Below are 20,212 nucleotides of genomic sequence, written 5' to 3'. Positions count from 1 at the left end.
GCATACGAGCTTACTACGCGTCTCGTGGGCTCGGAGATGTGTATCAGAGACAGTGGGTGCCGTGCTGACGCCTTCGTCCACCGACCCGGAGAGCGGTCGGGACCTGGTTCGGGCTGCGGCCAACGGCGGGCGGGCCGCACTGTTGACCACCGTGGCCGGCGCTCGCCACCCCGTGGGCGGGGTCGACCTGCTGGTGCTCGGCCCGCCGTACCCGCTGGCCGGGACCAGGTCCGACCCGAACAACAACTCGCTGGTGCTGCGCGCCACCGTGGCCGGGGTACGGATCCTGTTGGCCGGCGACGCGGAGACCGAGGAACAGCACGCGATGCTGGCGCGGGCGGCCCCCGGCCAGTTACGGGCGGACGTGTTGAAGGTCGCGCACCACGGGTCGGCGTATCAGGACCAGGGCTTCCTCGACGCGGTGCGGCCGACAGTGGCGCTCGTGCCGGTGGGCACCGGCAACACCTACGGGCACCCGAGTCCGGGGCTGCTCGCCCAACTGGGCAGGGGCGGCGTACGGGTGCTGCGTACCGACACGGACGGCGACGTGGCGGTGGTCCGAACGGGCGACGGTCTGGCGGTAGCCCGGCGAGGTGTGCCCGCGGGCCGCCAGCCCTGACCCCCGTGGGCCGAGAGGCCTCTGATCAATCGGGCGACTTATGGATTAAATGGGGAATTGAGTTGGATGTCTGGATTTGCGCTGTGTGCGGGCTGCGCCGATCAAGCAGCGAATGAGCAGGCACGATCCCGCCGCAGGCCGTGCGAATATGGGCGGCGTGACCCCCGCCAGCCTCGCCCCCATTCTGCTCGTCCTCGGTGACGAGGAACTGCTCGCCACGCGCGCGGTCACCGAAGCTGTCGCGAAGGTTCGCAGTGTCGACCCCGAGGTGGACGTCCGCGAGTACCAGGCCAGTGCGCTGACCGTCGGCGAGATCGCCGAGATGCTCAGCCCCTCGCTGTTCGGCGGGCGGCGGCTGCTGATCCTGCGTTCCGGCCAGGACGCCCGCAAGGACCTGGTCGCCGCGCTGTTGGCGTACGCGAAGAATCCTGACCCGGAGGTCCAGCTGCTGGTGCTGCACCTGGGCGGTGCCAAGGGCAAGGCGTTCGCCGACGGTCTGCGTGCGGCCGGCGCGACGGTGGTCCCGGCCGCCAAGATCAAGGGGCACCGCGACCGGGTGGCCTTCGTTCGCGACGAGATCCGCCGGGCCGGCGGAAAGTGCACCGACGACGCCGCCGAGGCGCTCATCGCCGCGGTCGGCAACGACATGCGTGAGCTGGCCGCCGCCTGCTCCCAACTGGTCGCGGACACCGATGGGCGGATCAGCGCCGAGACGGTCTCCCGTTACTACCGGGGCCGGGTCGAGGTGACCGGCTTCACGGTGGCGGACGCCACCATGGTCGGCGACGTGCCGGCGGCGCTTGAGGCACTGCGCTGGGCCCTGCACGTCGGGGTCGACCCGGTGCCCATCGCCGACGCCCTGGCCGACGGAGTGCGCACTGTGGCCCGGGTGGCGTCGGCCGGGCGAGGTAGTCCGTACCAGCTCGCCAGCAACCTCGGAATGCCCGCCTGGAAGATCGAGCGGGCACAGCGGCAGGGGCGGGGCTGGACACCGGAGGGCCTGGTCCGGGCCATGCAGGTCGCCGCCGAGTGCAACGCGGCCGTCAAGGGCGGCTCCGACGACCGGGCGTACGCCCTGGAGCGTGCGGTCTTCTCGGTGGCGGCGGCCCGGCAGGGCAGCGCCAGGTGACGGGGGCGAACCGCCCGGCGTGGGCCACCATTCCCGTGGACGAGGAGCGTTACCGGCCGCTCTACGCACGGCTCCTCGGCCTGCGGTTCGTCAACCCCGGCGGCGTGCTGTGCTTCCTCTTCTTCGAGGGTGCCATCGCCCTGGCGGTGCTGCTCGCCCTCGCCGAGTTGGTCAGCTGGTGGGCGGTGCTGGTGTTGCCGGTCGTGGTGGCCGCCATGGTGAAGCTCAACGACATGGTGGCCGCGATCGTGGTCCGCTCCGCCGCGCTCGTGCCCGAGCAGGAACGGGACCGGTTTCGCCGGCAGATGGAGCCGGTGGTCGGCCGAGCCCGGGTGGAGTGGATCTCACACAGCGTTCCCGGCGTGGTGATCACCGCCGACCCGGTGCCACCGCCCCGACGGGCCAACCCGTCAGACTGAGCGCCGACCCCGTCGGGGCCGATGCGCGCAGAACGGCCGTCCCGGACAGAAACGGCCGACCTCTGGACACACGGAAACCCCGGGCCTGGGGCCCGGGGTTTTCCGAATCAGTCTGACGGTGAAGTCGTCAGGCGGAGAGCGACACCACGCGCTTCGCGATCGCGGACTTGCGGTTCGCGGCCTGGTTGGAGTGGATCACGCCCTTGCTGACGGCCTTGTCCAGCTTGCGCGAGGCGTCCAGCATGAGCGCGGTCGCCTTCTCGACGTCACCGGCCTCGGCAGCCTCGTGGAACTTCCGGACGGCGGTCTTCAGCGACGACTTGACCGACTTGTTGCGCAGCCGGGCCTTCTCGTTCTGCCGGTTGCGCTTGATCTGGGACTTGATGTTCGCCACGCGACAGCCTCGTCTTGATAGCTCGGGTTGGTCAGCTTATTGCGCGTGATGACGAACGTGCGTCATCGCTGCGCGAAGAGCCAGGTTACCAGGTCGCCGGGGACGAGCCAAAACGGCTCGGCCTTCGCGCGGACGGACCCGGCCCGTCGGAGACCAGTTTACGCCAGCGAACACGGCGGCGGCTCACCGCCAGCCCGGCGGCAGGTCGGTCCGCCGCAGCGCCAGCCGGTCCGCGTCACCTCCAGCCCTGGCGGCGGGCCAGCCAGTCGAGCGACTGCTCGCCGCTCCACCGCTGGTGGGCGGGTAGGTGCGGCGAGGCCGTCGGCGGTGCCGCCGCAGCGCCGGTGAGGTAGTAGCCGGCCAACGCGGCCAGGGTCGCGTCCAGCGCGTCCGGGGGCGCGCCGGCGGTGGCCGGGTGCGTGGCGAAGAGCCGGTCCGCGTCCAGCCCGCTGGCGTACGCGGTGAGCAGCAGGCCGACCAGGTCGAACCAGGCCGGCCCGGAGCAGACCCAGGTCCAGTCGCAGAACCAGGCTCGGCCGTCCGAGTCGATCAGCACGTTGTCGACCCGCAGGTCGCCGTGGATCAGGCCGGTCGCGCCGGCTGCGTACCGGGGGAGGAGGGACTCCAACTCCACCAGCTCGGGCAGCCGGCCCAGCAGCGGCGCGGGCAGTGGTGGGGTCGGCTCCCGACCGGCGGCGACCTCCTCCCACCAGAGGATGTCCGACCGGGCCAGGTCGGCCAGGTGCGGCAGGCCGAGCGAGGTCAGCTCGGCCGGCGGGTCGGCCAGGGCGGCGACGACCTGCGCGTACCCGGCGAGGGTGGCGTCCAACTCGGCTGGTACCCAGGGCAGGTGCGGGGTGTGCCCGTCGACGGCGTCGGTGCAGAGCACGAACCAGCCGGCGGTGGAGAGGGTCCACCGGGGGCGGGGCGCCGGCAGGTCGACCGGCAGCCGGTCGAGGATCGCGGCCTCTCGGGCGTACCAGTCGACCAGATGCGGTTGCTCGGCGGCGGGTGCGGCCTTGACGAAGGCCCGACCACCGTCGGCGGTGTCGAGCACGGCGGCGAACCCGCGGGTGAAGCCCGCGCCCGCGACCCGGGCGGTGACCACCGGCGCGCCGAGCCGTTCGGCGACCGCGGCCCGCAGCGCCGCCGGTAACGCCGGCCACGACGGGCGCAGGGCACTCGCGTGGTACGGCACCGGCGGCAGCAGGGGAGGGGACATCCCACCATGCTGCCCCGGGGTACGTGCGCGACGCACGGCGACACTGCCAGACTGCCAAGCCATGAGGACCGAGGACTTCTGGCAGCTGATCGACGAGGCGCGGGCCGGCGGCGGGGGTGAGCCCGGCCCGGTCGCCGCGCGGGCCGTGGCGCTGCTCGCCCAGCGCGACCCGGAGGACATCATCGGGTACGCGCGGCACCAGACGCGGGTGCTGGCCGCCTCGCACAAGGCGGACCTGTGGGGCGCGGCGTACCTGATCAACGGTGGCGCCTCGGCCGACGGCTTCGAACACTTCCGGGGCTGGCTGATGACCCAGGGTCGGGCCGTCTTCGCCCGCGCGGTCACCGAACCGGACTCGCTGGCCGAACTGCCCCAGGTGCGGGCGGCCTCGCTCAGCGGCGAGGAGTTCTCCGCCGAGCAGATGCTCTCGGTGCCGTGGGACGCGTACCGCAAGGCCACCGCGACCGAGTTGCCGGCGGACCGCGACCCGGTGCGGACGCCGGATCTCAACGACTTCTGGGACTTCGACGACGAGGACGAGGCGCGTCGCCGGCTGCCCCGACTGGCCGCGCTCTTCGTCGAGCCGCCGTTGGAGTGAGGGGTCTCCGGGCCGTTCCATCGCCCGCGCAGTGGGCGCACCCCGGCGGCGTGGGAACATAGAGGGGGTCGGCGGCGCGCCGGCCTGTTCACGTCAGCCGACCAGAACGGACCGCTGTGCCACCGAAGCTCGATCCCGGCGCGAACGCCCCTGGTGCCACCGACCCCGGTCGCATCCGGAACTTCGGCATCATCGCCCACATCGACCACGGGAAGTCGACCCTGGCCGACCGGATGTTGCAGCTCACCGGCGTGGTCGACCCGCGGCAGATGCGCGCGCAGTACCTGGACCGGATGGACATCGAGCGCGAGCGCGGCATCACCATCAAGAGCCAGGCCGTCCGCATGCCGTGGACCATCCGCGAGGGTGAGCGGGCTGGTGAGCACGCGGTGCTCAACATGATCGACACCCCGGGGCACGTGGACTTCACCTACGAGGTGTCCCGGTCGCTGGCCGCCTGCGAGGGTGCCGTGCTGCTGGTCGACGCCGCGCAGGGCATCGAGGCGCAGACCCTGGCCAACCTCTACCTGGCCCTCGAGAACGACCTGCGCATCATCCCGGTGCTCAACAAGATCGACCTGCCGGCCGCGCAGCCGGAGAAGTACGCCGAGGAGCTGGCCCACCTGATCGGCGGTGACCCCGCGGACTGCATCCGGGTCTCCGGCAAGACCGGCGAGGGCGTTCCGTACCTGCTCGACGAGATCGTCCGGCAGTTCATCCCACCGGTCGGTGACGCCGTGGCGCCCGCCCGGGCGATGATCTTCGACTCGGTGTACGACGTCTACCGTGGCGTCGTCACGTACGTCCGGGTCATCGACGGCCGGATCAGCGCCCGCGACCGGATCAAGATGATGTCCACCGGTGCGGTGCACGAGCTGCTGGAGATCGGCGTCATCTCACCCGAGATGGTCAAGGCCGAGGCGCTCGGCGTCGGCGAGGTCGGCTACCTGATCACCGGTGTGAAGGACGTCCGGCAGTCCCGGGTCGGTGACACGGTCACCATCAACAGCCGGCCGGCGGCCGAGGCGTTGGGTGGCTACAAGGACCCGAAGCCGATGGTCTACTCAGGCCTCTACCCGATCGACGGGTCCGACTACCCGAACCTGCGCGAGGCGTTGGACAAGCTCAAGCTCAACGACGCCGCCCTGGACTACGAGCCGGAGACCTCCGGCGCGCTCGGTTTCGGCTTCCGCTGCGGCTTCCTCGGCCTGCTCCACCTGGAGATCATCCGGGAGCGGCTGGAGCGCGAGTACAACCTCGACCTGATCTCCACCGCGCCCAACGTCGTCTACCGGGCGATCACGGACGACGGCGAGGAGATTGTCGTCACCAACCCGAGCGAATACCCCACCGGCAAGATCGCCGAGGTGTACGAGCCGGTGGTCCGGGCCACCGTGTTGACGCCCAACGACTACGTGGGCGCGGTCATGGAGCTCTGCCAGGGCCGGCGGGGCAACCTGCTCGGCATGGACTACCTCTCCGCCGACCGGGTGGAGCTGCGCTACACGCTGCCGCTCGCGGAGATCATCTACGACTTCTTCGACCAGTTGAAGAGTCGTACCAAGGGCTACGCCTCGCTCGACTACGAGCCCACCACCGAGCAGGCGTCCGACCTGGTGAAGGTGGACATCCTGCTGCACGGCGAGCCGGTGGACGCGTTCAGCGCCATCGTGCACAAGGACAAGGCGTACAACTACGGCGTCACCATCGCCGCCAAGCTGCGCACCCTGATCCCACGCCAGCAGTTCGAGGTGCCGATCCAGGCGGCCATCGGCAGCCGGGTCATCGCCCGGGAGACCATCCGGGCGATCCGCAAGGACGTGCTCGCCAAGTGCTACGGCGGCGACATCAGCCGTAAGCGCAAGCTGCTGGAGAAGCAGAAGGAAGGCAAGAAGCGGATGAAGATGGTCGGCCGGGTCGAGGTGCCGCAGGAGGCCTTCATCGCCGCCCTCTCCTCCGACTCCGGCGACGGCAAGAACGCCGGCAAGAAGTAGTTCGCGCCACCGTACGCGCCCGGGTGCCATCCGCACCCGGGCGCGTCGCGTTTCCGGACTCCTCGCGTGCGCCGATGGGGGGAGTGTGGCCACCGGGTGCCGAAAATTTTTTTGTCGCTGTCGTGGTGCCAATGGATCGGCGAAGTGGGCTCCTACCTGTGTGGACGCACTCACGCGTCAACCGACGCACCTCCGAAGCATCGACTGCTGACGTTGTCGATTGAGGTGAGTCGGTTTGGGCTTTCGGTGGGTCGGGCACTTAGCCGTCACGACAGGAAGCACACACCTCGTGTGTCAGACATTCTTTGAAGGAGGGCGACCGTGGAGTTCACCGTGTGGGGCATCATCACTGCGATCGTTGTCGGTCTCATCGTCGGCGCGCTCGGCCGGCTGGTCGTCCCGGGCCGGCAGAACATGCCGATCTGGCTGCACATGCTGATCGGTATCGGCGCCGCGCTGCTGGGCACCGTCCTGGCGCGGGCCATCGGCATCGCGACCGAGACGAGCGGTATCGACTGGGGCGAGCTGCTGGTGCAGGTCGTGGTGGCCGCGATCGCTGTCGCGCTGGTGGCCGGCGTGGGTGGCCGCCGCCGCGTGACCCGATAACACCACAGCACCAACTCGTACCACCGCGACACCTCGATGGGCGCCCGGCCGAAAGGTCGGGCGCCCATCGGCGTTCCGCCCGCCGCCGCGGACCGCGTCGGTTCGGCCCGCCGCGCCGCCCTTAAGACCGACCGTCCCCAGCGTGCGGGCCGAGACCTGTCCAAGATCTCTCGGGTTGAAGACGCCATCCGCCTTCGGGGGATGCGGTGGCCTCGATGACTTCGCGTTGAACGTGGCCCGATGGCCGGGGCGCCCGGACGTTCGGGAATGGCTGAGGTGGTCGGGGCGGCCAGGCGGCCAGGTGGCCGGCTAGCCAGGTGGTCGGTGGCCCGCGGTGGAACGTGTCCCTGTCGGCCAAGTCGTGATCGTTTGGTGATCGAAGTCGGTTTGGATTTTCGATGGGTAGGGCAATTAACGGTCACGACAGGAAGCACACGCACCGTGTGTCAGACATTCTTTGAAGGAGGGTGGCCGTGGAGCTCACCGTGTGGGGCATCATCACTGCGATCGTTGTCGGTCTCATCGTCGGCGCGCTCGGCCGCCTGGTCGTCCCGGGCCGGCAGAACATGCCGATCTGGCTGCACCTGCTGATCGGTATCGGCGCCGCCCTGCTGGGCACCGTCCTGGCGCGGGCCATCGGCATCGCGACCGAGACGAGCGGTATCGACTGGGCCGAGCTGCTGGTGCAGGTCGTGGTGGCCGCGATCGCTGTCGCGCTGGTGGCCGGTGTGGGTCGCCGCCGCAGCGTCACCCGATAACGACCCGGCATCATCTGGCGACACAGCACCACTGGTAGGACAGCACGACTGAAAAGAGCGCCCGGCCGAGAGCCGGGCGCTCTTTCGTGCTGGAAGGCCCAACTTTGGCCGGATGTTGGAGTGCCGGTCGTCGGGCCGCTGCGGTACGGTCGCCACGCTTCGGCCAGTCCTGCCCACTGTCGTAAAGGAATTCTCCGTACTAGGGTGCGGCGGAGAAGGTTAGTTCCAGGCGGCGCGAGGGGAGAAGTGGCGTGAACAGGTGGAAGCGGCTGGCCCCGGTCACCGCCATGGTGGCCTCGGCCGCGATGGTGCTGACCGGCTGTGGAGGCTCCGGCGACGATGCGGCTGACGACAGCAAGCTCACGGTCTGGATGATGGGCGAGGGCGGGGACGCGCAGAACTCCTTCCTCGACGGGGTCGAGGCCGAGTTCCGCCAGAAGCACCCCGACACCGACGTGGTCGTGCAGTACATCCCCTGGCTGGAGGCGCCCAAGAAGTTCCAGGCGGCGCTCGCCGGCGGTGAGGGGCCGGACATCACCGAGCTGGGCAACACCGAGACTCAGGGGTGGGCCGCCCAGGAGGCGCTCGCCGACGTGAGTGGTCGGATGGGCGGCTGGGCCGACGGCAAGGATCTGCTGCCCGACCTGGTGCGCAACGCCCAGCTCGACGGCAAGCAGTACGGCGTGCCCTGGTACGCCGGTGTGCGCGCGATCTACTACCGCACCGACTGGTTCGCCGAGGCCGGCGTGCAGCCCCCGAAGAACTGGGACGAGCTGGTCACGGTGGCCAAGGCCGTGCAGGCGAAGAAGAAGGGCACCTACGGCATCGCCCTGCCTGGCAACTCCGAGCTGCCCTTCTACTCCTTCCTCTGGGGCGCGGGCGGCGAGATCGCCAGCAACCAGGGCGGCACCTGGAAGTCCGGCTACACCACGCCCGAGGCGCAGCGGGCCGTCAAGTTCTGGACCGACCTGGTGACCGTGCACAAGGTCGCCCCGCCGGCGGCGGCGGGTTGGAACGAGATCGACGCGCGTACCCAGTTCGCCACCGGCAAGGCCGCGATGGCCTTCGCCGGCAGCTGGCAGCAGGGTGCCATCAAGAAGGACAACCCCGAGATCGAGAAGGTCTGGGGTACGTTCCCGATCCCCGGCCCGGACGGCAAGGCGGCGCCCGGTTTCGCGGGCGGCTCGGACGTGGCGATCTGGAAGGACAGCGAGCGGCAGGACCTGGCCTGGGACTACCTGACCGTGCTGCTCAACAAGAAGAACGCGCAGAGCTTCGCGAGCAGCCTCGGCTTCTTCCCGGTCTACAAGGACCTGGTCTCCGGTGACGCGTACGCGAACGACAAGGTGATGGCGGCGTTCGCCACCACCATGCAGAACACCAAGCTCACGCCGCTCACCCCGAAGTGGGTGGAGGTCAGCCGGACGAAGACGGTGACCCAGGCGATGAACAGCTCGGTCATGAAGGGTCAGAAGACGGTCGAGAAGGCTACCGCCGATGCGGCCGGTGAGATGGAAAGCATTTTGAACAGCAAGTGAGCCTACAGACAAAAAGCCCGGAGACGGCCGCCGCGCGGGAGAACCCCGCGCGGCGGCGTCGCCGGGTGGACCGCCTGCCCTACCTGCTGCTCCTGCCCGCCCTGCTGATCATCGGGGTGCTGCTGCTCTGGCCGCTCGGCCAGGTGGTGGTGATGTCCTTCTACCGGCTGAACAGTGTCCGGCAGTTGCGCGGCGATCGGGAGTGGCCGTGGGTGGGGTTCGGCAACTACGTCGAGATCCTGTCCGACCCGTTCTTCCTGACCGTGCTGCGCAACACGGTTCTGTTCGCCGCGGCCAACGTGCTGCTCACCATGGTGCTCGGCACCCTGGTGGGGCTGCTGCTCAACCGGCTCGGTCGCAAGATGGCGACGTTCGTGGCCAGCTGCGTGATGCTCGCCTGGGCCACGCCGGCGCTGACCGGCACCATCGTCTGGAAGTGGATCTTCGACGACACGAGTGGCCTGGTCACGTGGCTGTTCAACGCGTTGCCGGACGGGCTCTCGAACAGCCTGTTCGGGCGCAGCGACTGGACCGGCTACGGCTGGTTCAACTCTCCGCTGCTCTTCTTCGCCATCCTCACCCTGGTGGTGGTCTGGCACTCGTTCCCGTTCATCGCGGTGAGCGTGCTGGCCGGTCTCAAGAGCGTGCCGAGCGAGCTGCACGAGGCGGCCCGGGTGGACGGCGCCAGCCCGTGGCGGGTCTTCTGGAAGATCACCTTCCCGTTGCTGCGCCCGGTCTTCGGGATCCTGATCGTGCTCTCCACGATCTGGGACTTCAAGGTCTTCACCCAGCAGTTCGTGCTGGCCGGCGGCACCCAGGACCGGCCGACGTTCATGCTCGCCATCTACTCGTACGCCGAAGCCTTCTCTCCGCCGCCCAAGTACGGGCTCGGCGCGGCCATCGCGGTGATCCTCACGCTGATCCTGCTCGTGGTCACCGGCTTCTACGTACGGATGGTGCTCAGGCAGGAGGACGAGTCGTGAAGAAAATCGCCCTCAACGGCGCCGGGCTGCTGGTCGCGCTCTTCGCGGCGTTTCCGGTCTACTGGATGATCTCCACCTCGCTGAAGCCGAGCAGCGAGATCTTCTCGGCCACCCCGCAGCCGGTGCCGACCCATCCGACGTTGGCGCACTATCGGGAGATCCTGACCGGCAACCTGATCCCCGGCGTCAGCTTCCTCGACTTCTTCCTCAACAGCGCGCTGGTAGCCGTCTCCACTGTGGTGCTCAGCGGTCTGGTGGCGTTGCTCGCCGCGACCGCGGTGGCCCGGTTCCGCTTCAAGCTGCGGACCAGCTTCCTGATCATGCTGCTGGTGGTGCAGATGATCCCGCTGGAGGCGTTGGTCATCCCGCTGTTCCTGATGATCCAGCGGCTCGGGCTCTACAACACCCTGCCCAGCCTGATCCTCACGTACCTCGGTTTCTCGCTGCCGTTCGCGGTCTGGATGCTGCGCGGCTTCGTCGCCGCGGTGCCGAAGGAGTTGGAGGAGGCGGCGGCGATCGACGGGGCCAGCCGGGCCCAGATCTTCCGCCGGGTGCTCTTCCCGCTGGTAGCGCCCGGCCTGGTGGCCACCAGCATCTTCTCCTTCATCACGGCGTGGAACGAGCTGATCTTCGCGTTGACGTTCATCAACGACCAGGGCAGCTACACGCTGCCGGTGGCGATGACCTTCTTCTTCGGTCGGGACGACACCAACTGGGGGCCGGTGATGGCCGCGTCCACCCTGTTCACCCTGCCGGTCATCATCTTCTTCCTGCTGGTGCAGCGTCGGATGGTCTCCGGCCTGGTGGCCGGCGCCGTCAAGGGCTGACCCCCGCGCCGCGAGGGCTGGCGCCGACGCTGAACCGCGCCGCTAGGGCCGGCGCCGATGCTGGCCCCGCGCCGCGAGGGCGGCCGGCGCTGTGGACCGCCACTAGGCTGATGGTCATGACGGGCAGGGTGGCAGCGGTGAACCTCGGCATCGTGACCGAGGCTGGGTGGGCCGGCGACGCGAGCGGTCGCAGCGGCATCGACAAGCGGCCGGTCGACGGCCCGGTTTCGCTGCTCACCGGCGGCCTGGCAGGTGACTTCATCGGCGAGCGGGCCCATCACGGTGGCCCGGACCAGGCGGTCTACACCTACGCGGAGGAGGACGCTGCCTGGTGGGTGGCCGAACTGGGCCGCGCCATACCGCCCGGCGGCTTCGGCGAGAACCTGACCACCTACGCGGTCGACGTGACGGGCGCGGTGATCGGAGAGCAGTGGCAGGTCGGCTCCGCCCTGCTCCAGGTCACCAAGCCGCGCACCCCCTGCACCACCTTCGCCGGGTTCTGGGGCGTACCGGATCTGATCAAGCGGTTCACCGTCCGGGCATCGCCCGGGGCCTACCTGCGGGTGCTGCGCGAGGGGGAGGTCGGCGCGGGCGACCCGGTCGAGGTGGTGGACCGGCCGGCGCACGGTGTCACCATCGGCGAGGTGTTCCGGGCGACCAGCCTGGAGCCGGAGTTGTTGCCGCGGTTGCTCGACGCCGAGGACCTGCCGGAGCCGATCCGGGAGAAGGCCCGCCGACGCCTCGCCGCCCGAGGCTGACCGGCCGCGACGGCATCCGCCGCGACGCCGCGACGAGCACCGGCAGGCTCGTCGGATCCGACCCGGAAGAACCCCGATGACGGGCCCAGGGACGGATTTGCCCGTATTGTCCCCACGGGGAACGTGCGGCGGGGACCGGGTGGAGCGCGATGTCGATGACGACGGACGGCGGTGCCGCGGCGGCGTCACCACCCGCTCCGGGGCTGGAGCGTCCGGCGTTCCTGGAGCTCTTCTTCGACCTCGTCTACGTCTTCGCGCTGGTCACCTTGGCGACGGTCCTGGCCGACGACCTGACCTGGACGGGCGTCGTCGAGACGCTGGTGCTGCTGCTCGGGTTCACGATGATCTGGGCGCTGACCGTGTGGACGGCGGACAGCGTCGACCTGACCCGCCCGGCCGGGCAGGGGCAGTTCATCTGGGTGGCGGCGGCCAGCCTGCTGTTGGCCGCGCTCGCGGCCGACGCGTACGGCGATCGCCGGCTGCCCTTCGCCACGACGTACGTGGTCATCCACCTCAGTACCGCGGCCTACTACATGCTGGTCGTCTCGCACAGGAGGCCGCCGCGTCGCAGCATCCGGATCCTGATCTGGGAGGCTGTCGCGGGCATCGCCTGGATCGGTGGGGCGCTCGTCGGCGGTTCGGGGCAGCTGGCGATCTGGGTGCTCGCTGTCGTCGTCGAGTATGGAGCGGCGGTGTTGGGCTGGCCGGTGCCCGGGATCGGCCGCTCACGACCGCGTGACTGGCGGCTGGTCGGCGGGCGGGTGGCCGAGCGTTACCGGCAGTTCGTCATCATCGCGCTCGGTGTCTCGATCTTCGTGACCGGAACGACCTTCAGCATGAGCGAGTACACCCTGGAGCGAGCCTGGGCGCTTCTCGTCGTGTTCACCACCATCGTGTTGATGTGGCGGATCTACATCTACCGCGCAGGTGAGCTGCTGACCGACGCGATCGCCCGGTCGTCCAACCCGGCGCTGCTCACCCAGTCCGCCGCGGTCACCCATCTGATCATGGTGGCCGGAATCGTCGGCGCGGCGGTCACCAGCCGGCTCGTGGTGAGCCGCCCGTTGGGCGAGACCCCGCCCTCGTGGGCCGCGGTGATCCTCGGCGGACCCGCGTTGTACCTGGTCGGCCGGGGCGTCCTCGACTTCACCGTGTTCGGGCGGATCTCGCGGTCCCGGTTGGCCGGGCTGGTGCTGCTGGCGGGCCTGGCACCGGCCACGCCCTTGCTACCGCCGATGCTGGTCGCCCTGCTCGCCATGGCGGTGCTGCTCCTGATCGCCGTGGCGAACCTGGTGAGCACCCGGCGACACACGCGTACGCCGGCACCACCGATGCTGCGGTGACTCTCCACGACGGCCGCCGACGGCCCTTCATCGCGATGGCACGGCGGCCCCGACCAGGCGTCTGCGCGCGGCCAGCCCTTCCCCAACCAGGGTGACCAGCAGGACCAGGTTCGCCAGTATCAGGGCGGCCAGGGGCGGGAACAGGAGGGTGGCGGGTGCCACCAGGGCACACAACACCACGATCGCCAGCACCCGGGACCAGAGGGTCCGGCCGGTCACCACGGCATCGAACAGGACGCTGCCGAGCAGGAACAGGACCGGTCCGCCGAGGGTGGCGACCATCAGCTCGACCGGTGCGCGACCGAACGGCCGGTCGATGACCAGCGAGGTGCTGGTCGAGACCAGCACCACCCCGGCCACCATGACCAGATGGCTGTACGAGGTGGAGGTGCCGGAGCGGACCCGTTCCACAGTTGCGACGCTCGGTGGCGCCAGGATCCGTTGGACCCGCTGGAAGTAGAGCTGGAACAGCAGTACCGCGCTGACGAACGCGACCGCGCTGGTGGCCACCGCGCCGGCCGTGAATCCGCTCCCGGCGAGCCCCGTGCCGGTGCTCAGGATCAACTCGCCGAGCGCGACGATGAAGATCGCCCGGTGCCGCTCGGAGAGGTGCACTCCGGTGAAGATCTGGCTGGCAAGCTCGGTACGCCCCAGCCTCGGCGTCGGCCATCCGACCCGGGCCGAGCCGAGGTCGACCGCCACCGCGAGAGACCAGAGCGCCAGTCGGGCGGTCTCGTCCGCGAACACCCCGGCCACCCAGGGCGTCACGGTGACGCCGAACCAGAAGAACACCCGGATGCTCCTGGCCTGAATCGGCCGGTTCACGCGGGTGCCGGGGATCAGGACGGCGTCGCGGACCAGGTGAATGGCGAAGTAGGCCGCGACGAAGAGCCACCCGTACCGACCGAAGGCGTACGGAGTCGCGATCGCCATCAGCAGGGTGCCGAGCATGACCAGCAGGGTGGTCGCCTGGATGATCGGCAGCCGAGGGTTGAACAGGTCGGTGAGCCACGCGGTCAGCACCCAGACCCACCAGGCGGCCAGCAGCAGGACGGCGCTCTGCGCCGCGCCCCGGACGGTGAGGTCCTCGGCCAGGCTGGCAGCGAGCCGGGAGAACATGAAGATGTAGACGAGATCGAAGAAGAGTTCCAGGAAGGTCGGGTATTCCGGCTCGCCGCGGCGGCGGAGGATCCGGGGGAGCGGAGCGGATGTCACTGCGCTGCCTCCTGTGCCACCGCACGCCCTGGGCGCCGCGCCCCGACCTGCGCACCCGCCACGCTACCGACAGTGCGGTCTCCGGTGTCGGGAACGGGCTGGGCCCGAGCGGTCGGTCCGCGGACGTGAAACGGCCCCCTGCCAACGCTGAGCGTCGGCAGGGGGCCGTCCTACGAGCAGTGGATCAGCGGAGCCAGGGGATGTTGCGGTCGAGCAGGCCGCGCTCCTTGAGCTCCTTGCGGAGCGGGATCTCGTCGTCGACGTACCCGTCCCAGTTGATGCCCCAGTAGTTGGCGGTGTGGGTGCCCTCACCGATCAGCTGGCGCTGCACGGGGGTGCGGTTGCGGTACCACTCGCCGTTCACGTCGGGGTGCAGCTCGTCCAGCGGACGGATCCACCGGTAGGTGTAGCCGACGAAGAGCATCTTGCGGGTGATGGTCGACAGGTTCGTCGACCGCGAGTGCCACTGCCGGCGGTCGAAGATGAAGGCGTCGCCCGGGTTGGCGGTGATCTCCACCGTGCCCTCCGGGTCGGGGTTCTGCACGGTGAGGTCCGCAGGCCGGGGCAGCGAGTTCTTCAGGTGGCTGCCCGGGATGACCTTGGTGGCGCCGCGGCCGGTCTCGGAGAGGTCCGACAGCACGTACGCGACCTTCAGCGAGAACATCGGCCGAGGCAGGTTCGGGTCCATCGTCTCCGGGTCGGAGTTCTGCCGGTACCCGTCCTGGTGCCAACCCCAGTACGGCTTCTCCGGCTCGGCGGCCGGCGGGGTGACGTCCAGGTGGTTGTGGTGGGTGTAGATGTTCCAGCCGGCCAGCCCCCACATGTACGGGAAGGCGATCGGGTGGGTCAGCAGCTCACCAAAGAGCTCGTCGCGCTCCAGGAAGCCCAGCAGGTGCAGGGTGCCGTCCTTCTTGGTGGTGCCCTTGGCCTGCTCCTCCGCGTAGACGCGGTCGACCGCCGCCTCCAGCGCCGCCCGGTGGTCCTCCGTCAGGACGTTGCGCAGCAGGAGGAAACCCTGCTCGTGGAACTCCTTGCGGTCAGTGTCGCTGATCGGTTCGTAACCGGTCCGGTCGCCGTAATCGAACACCGCGTCGTACCCCTCCCCATGAGGTGAAACCTTTTCTGGCACAGGCCGCCGATCGTAACGCGGTGGCCCAGGCACCGGGGAGGGCGTGGCGCGGTATTGGGCCATGGCGGGACCCCATGCAGCGGAAGAAACGCACAGAGTGAGATCTCAGCGATCAATAATGCGATTCCGTGCCTATTGCCCGATTGTGCGGTGACTGCCGGTTAAGAGATCCGGGCCGGTCAACCCTCGTTGAACACTTCGGCGACCACCTGGCCGGCGGGGTTCTGCCGGCTGTCCACCCGGCCCCACGAGCCGTCGCGGGCGGTCCACTCCAGGTCGCCGAAGCGGACCCGCTTCACGCCGTGGTCCTGGGCGTGCGAGACCAGCCAGTGCGCGTACCGCCAGCCGTCGCGCTGGTCGCCCGGAGTCACCGCCAACCCGGTCTGGTCGGTCGGGTCGGTGCCCTTGAGCCCCCAGTCCAGCACCAGGTTGCGGGTCAGTTGTGCGGCCGCCGCCGCGCCGTGCATCACCGGGGTGCGCCCCACCGAGCAGGCGACAGCGCCGCTCGCGTCGCCGAGCAGGGCCCGGCTGAGCACCTCGGAGTCGTCGGCCCACTTCTGGTACGCCTCGGGGAACGCCGAGCGCTGCACCCGCTGGGCGGCATCGGTGACCCGCATCTCCTCCCAGCCGCGCACCTTCTTGAGGGCCGCGTAGAACCGGTTGGCCGCGTAGCGCGGGTCGCGGATCTGCGTCGGAGTGCCCCAGCCCTGGCTTGGCCGCTGCTGGAACAGGCCGACCGAGTCGCGGTCGCCGTCGGCGAGGTTGCGCAGCCCGGACTCCTGGTACGCGGTGGCGAGCGCGACCACGACGGCCCGCTCGGGCATTCCACGCTTCGCGCCGATCGCGGCGATGGTCGCCGCGTTGGCCATCTGGTCGGCGTCCAGGGCGACCCGTCCGTCGGCCTGCACTGTGCACTTCCGTGCCACCAGCGGCAACGTGAGGTTGTTGCCCACCTGCCGTACGACGAGCCAGATTGCGATCACGGCGACGAGGATGAGCACCACTCCACCCGCCACGGTTGCCCGAGTTCGCACCCACACCCCCAGATCGACAGTCTGACAAGCGTACGTCCCCGCAGGCCCTCCGCGGGTCGTCCGAGTGGTTCGGGCCCAGCCTGGCCGACTCCGACCGGTTCGGGGTCCGCTCCGCTGTCGCGTACCGGTTGGCGACGTTCCCGCTCCGGTCGCGATCTCACCTGCCACGTCGTTCTTGTCGCCCGCCCCGGTGCAGGGCTGTCGTGAGCGTCACAGGGTACTCGACAACGGGAAGCGATTGATCGGTCAAGGACTTATTTCGGTTGACATATCAATCCGACCTACCTCCCATACCAGGGCGCGTTGGTCGACGAACGAGGAGGAGTGCCATGGGAACGCTCGATGGCAAGGTCGTGCTGATCACCGGCACCGGCGGTGGTCTGGGCCGCGTCGCGGCGCTGACCTTCGCCCGCGAAGGCGCGAAGGTCGTCGGGGCCGACCTCCAGGTCGCCGGTAACGACGAGACTGTCGAACTCGTCCGTCGTGCCGGCGGCGAGATGACCGGCATCGCGCCGGTGGACCTCACCGACCCCGAGCAGGTACGCAAGCTCGTCGACGACGCCGCGGCCGCCTACGGCGGGCTCGACGTCGTCTACAACAACGCAGCAGCGCTCCGCTTCGGCCCGATGCCCGACTTCTCCGTGCAGGACTGGCGCTACACCATCACCGGGGAACTCGACATTCCGTACTTCGTGTCGAAGTACGCCTGGCCGCACCTGGTCCGGCGCGGTGGCGGTGTCATCATCAGCGCCGCCTCCATGGCCGGGATGATCGGTGGCCACGTCCCGCCGATGGTCGGTCACACCGCCGCGAACGCCGGCATCATCGGCATGACGCGACAGCTCGCCCTCGAAGGAGCGCCCCACGGCATCCGCGCGGTGGCGGTCAGCCCCGGGCCCACCCTCACCCCGGCCAGCGAACGCGACCTCGGTGACAACCAGGAGGCCCGGGACGCCATCACCGCCAAGACGCTCCTCAAGCGCTTCGCGCGCCCCGAGGAGGTCGTCGAGCTGGTGGTCTTCCTCGCGTCCGACCGGGCGTCGTACATCACCGGGGCGAACTACCCGGTCGACGGTGGCGCGACCGCCTGGTGACCCGACCGTGGGGCGCCGCCGAACGACGGTGGCGCCCCGACCGTCAGTCGTCGAGAGCGGGCACCCATGGAGCCAATCGCTTCTCCCGGAAGGCCATGACCCCCTCACGCCCCTCGTCGGAGAGGAAGTAGCCGGTCGAGATGGCGGAGAGGCGAGCCAGTTCGGCGCGCAACTCGGCGGTACCCGGTCGGCGCAGCAGCTCCTTCGCGCCGGCCAGCGCCCCGGGCGCGCCGCGCACCAGCGAGTCGCAGTAGCCCCGTACCGCGTCGTCCAACCCGTCCGCCGGGACCGAGGCCGTCACCAGGCCGATCTCGGCGGCCCGGCGACCGTCGAAGGTGTCCCCGGTCAGGTACAGCTCGGCGGCGGCGCGGGGGTGCAGCCGGGGCAGCACGGTCGCCGAGATCACCGCCGGGATCACCCCGATGCGTACCTCGGTGAACGCGAAGGTCGCCTCGTCGGCGCAGACCGCCAGGTCGGCGGCCGCGATCAGGCCCAGCCCACCGGCCCGCGCCGGCCCGCCGACCCGGGCCAGCACCGGCTTCGGGCACTCCCAGAGCGCCGCGAGCACGTCACCCAGCATTCCGGCTGGCACCGTCCCGCTGGCGTACGCCGCCGCGGTCTCCTTCAGGTCCGCGCCGGAGCAGAAGACCGGGCCGGTGTGGTCGAGCACGATCATCCGAACCGCCTCGTCGGCGACGGCGTCGGCCAGCCCCGTCAGCAGTTGGGTCATCAGCGCCGTGGAGAGCGCGTTGCGGTTGTGCGGGCTGTCCAGGGTGAGGGTGGTCACCCCGCGGGCCGTGGCGACCCGCACGAGGACGTCGGGAGAGGTCATGCCGGGCACACTAGTGGCCATGCCCGGCGTCCTTCCAGATGGTGAGACCGTCCCCGTCGACGGATCGTTGCCCGCCACCGCCACCGCGGCGGTCGGCGCGCGCGGCTTCGGCGTGTACGTGCACGTGCCGTTCTGCGCCAGCCGCTGCGGATACTGCGACTTCAACACCTACACCGCCGCCGAACTGGGCGGCGGTGCCAGCCGCGAGGGGTACGCCGACACCGTGCTGGCCGAGCTGGCGCTCGCCGCCCGGGTGCTCGGCGACACCCCGCCGCCCCGGGTCGACACCGTCTTCGTCGGCGGCGGCACGCCGACCCTGCTCCCCGCCGACGACCTGGCCCGCATCCTCGACGGCATCGACCGCACCTGGGGGCTGGCCGCCGACGCCGAGGTGACCACCGAGGCCAACCCCGAGTCGGTCACCCCGGAATCGTTGAAGCTGCTGCGGGCCGCCGGCTACACCCGGATCTCGCTGGGCATGCAGTCCGCCTCCCCGGGAGTGCTGGCGATCCTGGACCGCAAACACAGCGCCGGCCGGGCCACCGCCGCCGCCCTGGAGGCGCGCGACGCCGGGTTCGAGCACGTCAACCTGGACCTGATCTACGGCACCCCGGGGGAGCGGGCCGAGGACTTCGCCGCCTCGCTGGAGCAGGTCGTCGCCGCCGGAGTGGACCACGTCAGCGCGTACGCCCTGATCGTCGAGGACGGCACCAGGCTCGCCGCCCGGATGCGGCGTGGCGAGCTGGCGTACCCCAGTGACGACGTGGCAGCGGACCGCTACCTGGCCGCGGAGGCCGCGCTCGACGCGGCCGGGCTCTCCTGGTACGAGGTCTCCAACTGGGCCCGCACCGAGGAGGCTCGCTGCCGGCACAACCTGCTCTACTGGACCGGAGCGGACTGGTGGGGGCTGGGGCCGGGGGCGCACAGCCATGTCGGTGGGGTGCGCTGGTGGAACGTGAAGCACCCCTCGGCGTACGCCAAGCGGTTGGCCGCCGGCGAGTCTCCCGGCCTGGCCCGGGAGGTGCTCACAGTCGACGAGGCGCACATGGAGGACGTGATGCTCCGGCTGCGGCTGGCCAGCGGCCTCCCGCTGGCGGTGCTCGACGCCGCAGGCCGGGCCGGCGCCGAGCGGGCGCTGGCCGGCGGCCTGCTGGCCGCCGACGAGTACGCCGCAGGCCGGGCGGTGCTCACCCTGCGCGGGCGGCTGCTCGCCGACGCGGTCGTCCGCGACCTGCTGCCCTGAGAACACCGCCGCCCCGGAACCGGGGCAGCGGTGTTGCGGACCGGCCGGGGGAGCGGCCGGCCCGGTTCACTTGATGAAGTTGGCCGTCATCGGGTAGCGGTACGGGGTGCCCTCGTTGGCCTTGATGCCGGCGATGATCCCGAACAGGATCTGGATCACCACGACGGCGATGCTGGGCAGGAAGAGCAGGCACCAGCTCACGAAGAGCAGCACGAACGCGATGATCGACCAGAGGATCTGGAAGTTGAGGGCGGCCAGGGCGTGCGCCCGGACGGTCGGCGACTGCTGGCCGCGGGCCAGGTAGGCGATCAGCGGGGCGACGAAGCCCAGCGGACCGAAGCTGACCAGCGCGCCGAGGGCGCCGCCGAAGTGCGCGACCATGGCCCAGGTCTTGTCCTCGTTGTTGGCGTAGCCACCGCCGGGGACGCCGTAGGCACCGCCGGCCGGGTAGCCGCCGGGCGGGGGATAGCCCCCGGG

Annotated in this window: 21 protein-coding genes; 14 read left to right on the top strand and 7 right to left on the bottom strand. The window is 70.2% G+C overall.

Features of this window, described 5'->3' with window-relative positions:
• The 3 genes from DLJ58_RS14775 to DLJ58_RS14765 form a co-directional block, all read left to right on the top strand.
• The coding region (locus DLJ58_RS14775) for a ComEC/Rec2 family competence protein (RefSeq protein WP_425271312.1) at positions 1 to 619 on the top strand (619 nt) is incomplete at its 5' end.
• Between the two features lie 148 nt (positions 620 to 767).
• Positions 768 to 1,748 carry a DNA polymerase III subunit delta gene (gene holA / locus DLJ58_RS14770; RefSeq protein ID WP_124856753.1) on the top strand — a complete coding sequence of 327 codons (981 nt, stop codon included), beginning with the start codon at positions 768 to 770 and terminating at the stop codon, positions 1,746 to 1,748.
• A complete protein-coding gene (locus DLJ58_RS14765) occupies positions 1,745 to 2,167 on the top strand; it encodes a hypothetical protein (protein ID WP_124856751.1) in 423 nt (140 codons plus the stop codon). The genes holA and DLJ58_RS14765 overlap by 4 nt, the downstream gene beginning before the upstream one ends.
• Before the next feature lie 127 nt (positions 2,168 to 2,294).
• Here the strand turns inward: DLJ58_RS14765 and rpsT are convergent, their stop codons facing one another.
• Both rpsT and DLJ58_RS14755 read right to left on the bottom strand, forming a co-directional pair.
• On the bottom strand, positions 2,295 to 2,561 hold the full coding sequence (rpsT, locus tag DLJ58_RS14760) for a 30S ribosomal protein S20 (RefSeq protein ID WP_030491765.1): 267 nt from the start codon (positions 2,559 to 2,561) through the stop codon (positions 2,295 to 2,297).
• A 235-nt stretch (positions 2,562 to 2,796) separates the two neighbouring features.
• Positions 2,797 to 3,783 (bottom strand): aminoglycoside phosphotransferase family protein, encoded by a 987-nt coding sequence (locus DLJ58_RS14755; protein WP_124856749.1) that lies wholly within the window; start codon positions 3,781 to 3,783, stop codon positions 2,797 to 2,799.
• A gap of 61 nt (positions 3,784 to 3,844) precedes the next feature.
• Here DLJ58_RS14755 and DLJ58_RS14750 point away from each other — a divergent pair, with 61 nt between their 5' ends.
• The 9 genes from DLJ58_RS14750 (at position 3,845) to DLJ58_RS14710 (ending at position 13,188) form a co-directional block, all read left to right on the top strand.
• Positions 3,845 to 4,381 (top strand): DUF4240 domain-containing protein, encoded by a 537-nt coding sequence (locus tag DLJ58_RS14750; RefSeq protein ID WP_124856747.1) that lies wholly within the window; start codon positions 3,845 to 3,847, stop codon positions 4,379 to 4,381.
• Positions 4,382 to 4,497: 116 nt separating this feature from the next.
• Positions 4,498 to 6,375 (top strand): translation elongation factor 4, encoded by a 1,878-nt coding sequence (gene lepA / locus DLJ58_RS14745; protein WP_124856745.1) that lies wholly within the window; start codon positions 4,498 to 4,500, stop codon positions 6,373 to 6,375.
• Positions 6,376 to 6,696: 321 nt separating this feature from the next.
• Positions 6,697 to 6,981, top strand: coding sequence for a GlsB/YeaQ/YmgE family stress response membrane protein (locus tag DLJ58_RS14740; protein ID WP_091409827.1), 285 nt, complete (start codon positions 6,697 to 6,699; stop codon positions 6,979 to 6,981).
• 473 nt (positions 6,982 to 7,454) lie between these two features.
• A complete protein-coding gene (locus tag DLJ58_RS14735) occupies positions 7,455 to 7,739 on the top strand; it encodes a GlsB/YeaQ/YmgE family stress response membrane protein (RefSeq protein WP_124856743.1) in 285 nt (94 codons plus the stop codon).
• 251 nt (positions 7,740 to 7,990) lie between these two features.
• Positions 7,991 to 9,277, top strand: coding sequence for a sugar ABC transporter substrate-binding protein (locus DLJ58_RS14730; protein ID WP_124856741.1), 1,287 nt, complete (start codon positions 7,991 to 7,993; stop codon positions 9,275 to 9,277).
• A complete protein-coding gene (locus tag DLJ58_RS14725) occupies positions 9,274 to 10,260 on the top strand; it encodes a carbohydrate ABC transporter permease (RefSeq protein WP_124856739.1) in 987 nt (328 codons plus the stop codon). Before DLJ58_RS14730 ends, DLJ58_RS14725 begins: the two co-directional genes overlap by 4 nt.
• Complete coding sequence (locus DLJ58_RS14720) at positions 10,257 to 11,087, top strand: carbohydrate ABC transporter permease (protein WP_112620147.1); 831 nt, start codon at positions 10,257 to 10,259, stop codon at positions 11,085 to 11,087. Before DLJ58_RS14725 ends, DLJ58_RS14720 begins: the two co-directional genes overlap by 4 nt.
• 116 nt (positions 11,088 to 11,203) lie before the next feature.
• Positions 11,204 to 11,845 carry an MOSC domain-containing protein gene (locus tag DLJ58_RS14715; protein WP_124856737.1) on the top strand — a complete coding sequence of 214 codons (642 nt, stop codon included), beginning with the start codon at positions 11,204 to 11,206 and terminating at the stop codon, positions 11,843 to 11,845.
• 149 nt (positions 11,846 to 11,994) lie between these two features.
• A complete protein-coding gene (locus DLJ58_RS14710; RefSeq protein ID WP_124856735.1) occupies positions 11,995 to 13,188 on the top strand; it encodes a low temperature requirement protein A in 1,194 nt (397 codons plus the stop codon).
• 27 nt (positions 13,189 to 13,215) lie between these two features.
• Here DLJ58_RS14710 and DLJ58_RS14705 read toward each other — a convergent pair whose 3' ends face one another.
• From DLJ58_RS14705 to DLJ58_RS14695, 3 genes are all read right to left on the bottom strand, one after another.
• A complete protein-coding gene (locus DLJ58_RS14705; RefSeq protein WP_124856733.1) occupies positions 13,216 to 14,403 on the bottom strand; it encodes a low temperature requirement protein A in 1,188 nt (395 codons plus the stop codon).
• A 184-nt stretch (positions 14,404 to 14,587) separates the two neighbouring features.
• The gene (locus tag DLJ58_RS14700; protein WP_091409805.1) at positions 14,588 to 15,490 is read right to left on the bottom strand and encodes a phytanoyl-CoA dioxygenase family protein; all 903 of its coding nucleotides are present in this window, start codon (positions 15,488 to 15,490) and stop codon (positions 14,588 to 14,590) included.
• 221 nt (positions 15,491 to 15,711) lie between these two features.
• Positions 15,712 to 16,572 carry a hypothetical protein gene (locus tag DLJ58_RS14695; RefSeq protein ID WP_124856731.1) on the bottom strand — a complete coding sequence of 287 codons (861 nt, stop codon included), beginning with the start codon at positions 16,570 to 16,572 and terminating at the stop codon, positions 15,712 to 15,714.
• A gap of 323 nt (positions 16,573 to 16,895) precedes the next feature.
• Between DLJ58_RS14695 and DLJ58_RS14690 the strand changes: the two genes are divergently transcribed.
• Complete coding sequence (locus tag DLJ58_RS14690; RefSeq protein ID WP_124856729.1) at positions 16,896 to 17,660, top strand: SDR family NAD(P)-dependent oxidoreductase; 765 nt, start codon at positions 16,896 to 16,898, stop codon at positions 17,658 to 17,660.
• 43 nt (positions 17,661 to 17,703) lie between these two features.
• On the opposite strand, the gene DLJ58_RS14685 is transcribed toward DLJ58_RS14690, so the two are convergent.
• A complete protein-coding gene (locus DLJ58_RS14685; RefSeq protein ID WP_124856727.1) occupies positions 17,704 to 18,492 on the bottom strand; it encodes an enoyl-CoA hydratase-related protein in 789 nt (262 codons plus the stop codon).
• A 19-nt stretch (positions 18,493 to 18,511) separates the two neighbouring features.
• Between DLJ58_RS14685 and hemW the strand changes: the two genes are divergently transcribed.
• Positions 18,512 to 19,735 (top strand): radical SAM family heme chaperone HemW, encoded by a 1,224-nt coding sequence (gene hemW, locus DLJ58_RS14680; protein ID WP_208741097.1) that lies wholly within the window; start codon positions 18,512 to 18,514, stop codon positions 19,733 to 19,735.
• 66 nt (positions 19,736 to 19,801) lie between these two features.
• On the opposite strand, the gene DLJ58_RS14675 is transcribed toward hemW, so the two are convergent.
• The coding region (locus tag DLJ58_RS14675) for a DUF4870 domain-containing protein (protein ID WP_244218940.1) at positions 19,802 to 20,212 on the bottom strand (411 nt) is incomplete at its 5' end.

Origin of the sequence: Micromonospora arida, assembly GCF_003857035.1 — a bacterium.
GTDB classification, from domain to species: Bacteria; Actinomycetota; Actinomycetes; order Mycobacteriales; family Micromonosporaceae; genus Micromonospora; species Micromonospora arida.
The sequence above is the reverse complement of the archived record's forward strand: the minus strand, read 5'-3'. Positions and strand labels throughout refer to the sequence as shown.